Origin of the sequence: Microbacterium sp. CCH5-D1 (genome assembly GCF_001557335.1) — a bacterium.
Taxonomy (GTDB): Bacteria; Actinomycetota; Actinomycetes; order Actinomycetales; family Microbacteriaceae; genus Microbacterium; species Microbacterium oxydans.
Map to the genome: position 1 here is coordinate 1 of NZ_LSJW01000299.1, position 5,555 is coordinate 5,555.

The following is a 5,555-nucleotide window of genomic DNA, read 5'->3' on the forward strand; positions in this document are numbered from 1 at the left end:
TTGTTTAAAAGGAGTCCGGCGGTGTCCTACTCTCCCACAGGGTCCCCCCTGCAGTACCATCGGCGCTGTGAGGCTTAGCTTCCGGGTTCGGAATGTAACCGGGCGTTTCCCTCACGCTATGGCCGCCGAAACACTATTGATGTTTCAATCAAACACATAACAAAGTCATTGTTGTTATGCGGTTCTCGACCGTACATCGAGAACCACTCAGTGGACGCGTAGCACCAACAAACGGTGTGTTATCAAGTCATCGGCTTATTAGTACCAGTCAGCTGCATGCATTACTGCACTTCCACATCTGGCCTATCAACCCAGTAGTCTGGCTGGGAGCCTCTCACCCGAAGGTATGGAAATCTCATCTTGAGGCCGGCTTCCCGCTTAGATGCTTTCAGCGGTTATCCATCCCGAACGTAGCTAATCAGCGGTGCTCCTGGCGGAACAACTGACACACCAGAGGTTCGTCCAACCCGGTCCTCTCGTACTAGGGTCAGATCCTCTCAAATTTCCTACGCGCGCAGCGGATAGGGACCGAACTGTCTCACGACGTTCTAAACCCAGCTCGCGTACCGCTTTAATGGGCGAACAGCCCAACCCTTGGGACCTACTCCAGCCCCAGGATGCGACGAGCCGACATCGAGGTGCCAAACCATGCCGTCGATATGGACTCTTGGGCAAGATCAGCCTGTTATCCCCGAGGTACCTTTTATCCGTTGAGCGACAGCGCTTCCACAAGCCACTGCCGGATCACTAGTCCCGACTTTCGTCCCTGCTCGACCTGTCAGTCTCACAGTCAAGCTCCCTTGTGCACTTACACTCGACACCTGATTGCCAACCAGGTTGAGGGAACCTTTGGGCGCCTCCGTTACTTTTTGGGAGGCAACCGCCCCAGTTAAACTACCCACCAGGCACTGTCCCTGAACCGGATTACGGTTCGAAGTTAGATATCCAGAGTGACCAGAGTGGTATTTCAACAATGACTCCACACGAACTAGCGTCCATGCTTCAAAGTCTCCCACCTATCCTACACAAGCCACACCGAACACCAATACCAAGCTGTAGTAAAGGTCACGGGGTCTTTCCGTCCTGCTGCGCGTAACGAGCATCTTTACTCGTAATGCAATTTCGCCGAGTTCGCGGTTGAGACAGTTGGGAAGTCGTTACGCCATTCGTGCAGGTCGGAACTTACCCGACAAGGAATTTCGCTACCTTAGGATGGTTATAGTTACCACCGCCGTTTACTGGGGCTTAAATTCTCAGCTTCGCCTTGCGGCTAACCGGTCCTCTTAACCTTCCAGCACCGGGCAGGCGTCAGTCCGTATACATCGTCTTGCGACTTGGCACGGACCTGTGTTTTTAGTAAACAGTCGCTACCCACTAGTCTCTGCGGCCACCACACCCTTTTCGGAGTAAATCCGTATAAGTGGATGGCCCCCCTTCTCCCGAAGTTACGGGGGCATTTTGCCGAGTTCCTTAACCACGATTCTCTCGATCTCCTTGGTATTCTCTACCTGACCACCTGAGTCGGTTTGGGGTACGGGCGGCTAGAACCTCGCGTCGATGCTTTTCTTGGCAGCATAGGATCACCCACTTTTTATCCGCATCGTGTCTCAGCCTATGTGAATCGCGGATTTGCCTACGACTCGGCCTACGCACTTGCACCAGGACAACCATCGCCTGGCTTGGGCTACCTTCCTGCGTCACACCTGTTAATACGCTAACCGCACCAGAATGGGGTCGTGCGCTAGGCCCAGAGCGTCACCCCGAAGGGATCAGTCACTGGGATTCAGACACTTAGCACTACTGGATTAGCTTGGGCGGTTCTTCGCCGGTACGGGAATATCAACCCGTTGTCCATCGACTACGCCTGTCGGCCTCGCCTTAGGTCCCGACTTACCCAGGGAAGATTAGCTTGACCCTGGAACCCTTGGTCTTTCGGAGGACGTGTTTCTCACACGTCATTCGCTACTCATGCCTGCATTCTCACTCGTGTAGCCTCCACGGCTGGTTTACACCGCCGCTTCGCTGGCCACACGACGCTCTCCTACCCATCAACACGGCTGGACCACGAAGGCCTACCAATAATGTCAATGCCACAACTTCGGTGGCGTGCTTGAGCCCCGTTACATTGTCGGCGCGGAATCACTTGACCAGTGAGCTATTACGCACTCTTTCAAGGGTGGCTGCTTCTAAGCCAACCTCCTGGTTGTCACAGCAACTCCACATCCTTTCCCACTTAGCACGCGCTTTGGGACCTTAGTTGGTGGTCTGGGTTGTTTCCCTCTCGACTATGAAGCTTATCCCCCACAGTCTCACTGCTGCGCTCTCACTTACCGGCATTCGGAGTTTGGCTGACGTCAGTAACCTTGTAGGGCCCATCGGCCATCCAGTAGCTCTACCTCCGGCAAGAAACACGCAACGCTGCACCTAAATGCATTTCGGAGAGAACCAGCTATCACGAAGTTTGATTGGCCTTTCACCCCTATCCACAGCTCATCCCCTCAGTTTTCAACCTAAGTGGGTTCGGTCCTCCACACGCTCTTACACGTGCTTCAACCTGGCCATGGATAGATCACTTCGCTTCGGGTCTAGGACATGCGACTGAATCGCCCTATTCAGACTCGCTTTCGCTACGGCTACCCCACACGGGTTAACCTCGCCACATATCGCTAACTCGCAGGCTCATTCTTCAAAAGGCACGCTGTCACCCCTACTAAGGAGGCTCCAACGGTTTGTAAGCAAACGGTTTCAGGTACTATTTCACTCCCCTCCCGGGGTACTTTTCACCTTTCCCTCACGGTACTTGTCCGCTATCGGTCATCTGGGAGTATTTAGGCTTATCAGGTGGTCCTGACAGATTCACACGGGATTTCACGGGCCCCGTGCTACTTGGGATACTCTTCGCGCCAAGAGAGGCATTTCGACTACGGGGTTGGCACCCTCTATGACCGGCCTTTCAAGACCGTTCGTCTATACCTTCTTGTAACGCCGCCACCTCGGCAGAGATGACTGAAAAGTCCCACAACCCCCAACGTGCAACGCCTGCCGGCTATCACACACGCTAGGTTTAGCCTGATCCGGTTTCGCTCGCCACTACTAACGGAATCGCGGTTGCTTTCTCTTCCTGTGGGTACTGAGATGTTTCACTTCCCCACGTTCCCTCTACCCGCCCTATATATTCAGGCGGGAGTCACTAGGTCGGCACGCCGCCCAGCGGGGTTTCCCCATTCGGACACCCTCGGATCAAAACTTGCTTATCAGTTCCCCGAGGCTTATCGCAGATTGCTACGTCCTTCTTCGGCTCCAGATGCCAAGGCATCCACCGTTTGCTCTTAAAGACTTGAAATCACATGAGTTTGAATCAAAAACTCGACCCCACCCGAAGGCGGGATCTGAAATTGACTAATGATCTTTAAGATCATCTTGTGCAACCGATCCGAAGATCAGCTGCAAGATGCTCGCGTCCACTGTGTAGTTCTCAAAGTACGGGCGGTGCCCCAATCCACAACCCCACAAACATGGAGAAACAGAAAGAGGCCCAGAGTAACCAAATGCTTCCAACCCCGTAAGGTCAAAGCGCATCCGGTCCCTCAGGACCCAACAGCGTGCAGGTGCGACATCCGTCACCCTCCCCGTTCCAACCACCGAAGCGGCGTACTGGAGAAGAACAACATCCTTCGCACCATGTCAAATGTTCCACCCATGAGCTCCCAGCGAAGAACGTATGCCTTCGATCTGGGTTCTGGACACCCGGAGGTGTCAGATGCTCCTTAGAAAGGAGGTGATCCAGCCGCACCTTCCGGTACGGCTACCTTGTTACGACTTAGTCCTAATTACCGATCCCACCTTCGACGGCTCCCTCCACAAGGGTTAGGCCACCGGCTTCAGGTGTTACCGACTTTCATGACTTGACGGGCGGTGTGTACAAGACCCGGGAACGTATTCACCGCAGCGTTGCTGATCTGCGATTACTAGCGACTCCGACTTCATGAGGTCGAGTTGCAGACCTCAATCCGAACTGGGACCGGCTTTTTGGGATTCGCTCCACCTCGCGGTATTGCAGCCCTTTGTACCGGCCATTGTAGCATGCGTGAAGCCCAAGACATAAGGGGCATGATGATTTGACGTCATCCCCACCTTCCTCCGAGTTGACCCCGGCAGTATCCCATGAGTTCCCACCATTACGTGCTGGCAACATAGAACGAGGGTTGCGCTCGTTGCGGGACTTAACCCAACATCTCACGACACGAGCTGACGACAACCATGCACCACCTGTTTACGAGTGTCCAAAGAGTTGACCATTTCTGGCCCGTTCTCGTATATGTCAAGCCTTGGTAAGGTTCTTCGCGTTGCATCGAATTAATCCGCATGCTCCGCCGCTTGTGCGGGTCCCCGTCAATTCCTTTGAGTTTTAGCCTTGCGGCCGTACTCCCCAGGCGGGGAACTTAATGCGTTAGCTGCGTCACGGAATCCGTGGAATGGACCCCACAACTAGTTCCCAACGTTTACGGGGTGGACTACCAGGGTATCTAAGCCTGTTTGCTCCCCACCCTTTCGCTCCTCAGCGTCAGTTACGGCCCAGAGATCTGCCTTCGCCATCGGTGTTCCTCCTGATATCTGCGCATTCCACCGCTACACCAGGAATTCCAATCTCCCCTACCGCACTCTAGTCTGCCCGTACCCACTGCAGGCCGGAGGTTGAGCCTCCGGATTTCACAGCAGACGCGACAAACCGCCTACGAGCTCTTTACGCCCAATAATTCCGGATAACGCTTGCGCCCTACGTATTACCGCGGCTGCTGGCACGTAGTTAGCCGGCGCTTTTTCTGCAGGTACCGTCACTTTCGCTTCTTCCCTGCTAAAAGAGGTTTACAACCCGAAGGCCGTCGTCCCTCACGCGGCGTTGCTGCATCAGGCTTGCGCCCATTGTGCAATATTCCCCACTGCTGCCTCCCGTAGGAGTCTGGGCCGTGTCTCAGTCCCAGTGTGGCCGGTCACCCTCTCAGGCCGGCTACCCGTCGACGCCTTGGTGAGCCATTACCTCACCAACAAGCTGATAGGCCGCGAGCCCATCCCCAACCGAAATTCTTTCCAGACGCAGACCATGCGGTCACGTCACATATCCAGTATTAGACGCCGTTTCCAGCGCTTATCCCAGAGTCAGGGGCAGGTTGCTCACGTGTTACTCACCCGTTCGCCACTGATCCCACAGAGCAAGCTCCGTGTTCACCGTTCGACTTGCATGTGTTAAGCACGCCGCCAGCGTTCATCCTGAGCCAGGATCAAACTCTCCGTAAAAAAGAAATGCATACCCCACCGGGAAAACGGTGACGCAGCGAGTTTGATGCTGACCAAAGAGACAAATTCATTGCTGACTTCATCCATTGCCAACCCCACAAGGAGGTTGGTCTTTGATCCAAAGGAATTCTCACCCAGCCGAAGCTAGACGAGGATAATTTGGCATTTGACAAGTGCACGCTGTTGAGTTCTCAAGGATCGGATGCTCCCACGACCCAGCCATCACAGCCAGGCCCGAAGGGCAACTTCTCTATCTTACC

General features: G+C 54.4%; 3 rRNA genes. All 3 read right to left on the reverse strand.

Annotation, left to right across the window (positions count from 1 at the left end):
* Window positions 1-13 precede the first annotated feature (13 nt).
* The 3 genes from rrf to AX744_RS17945 all read right to left on the reverse strand — a co-directional run bounded on the left by rrf (window position 14) and on the right by AX744_RS17945 (window position 5,295).
* Window positions 14-130 (reverse strand): 5S ribosomal RNA (gene rrf / locus AX744_RS17935).
* Window positions 131-238: 108 nt separating this feature from the next.
* Window positions 239-3,343 (reverse strand): 23S ribosomal RNA (locus AX744_RS17940).
* A gap of 428 nt (window positions 3,344-3,771) precedes the next feature.
* Window positions 3,772-5,295: ribosomal RNA gene (locus AX744_RS17945) — 16S ribosomal RNA — on the reverse strand.
* The 16S, 23S and 5S rRNA genes sit together here, the layout of an rRNA operon.
* Window positions 5,296-5,555: the final 260 nt, after the last annotated feature.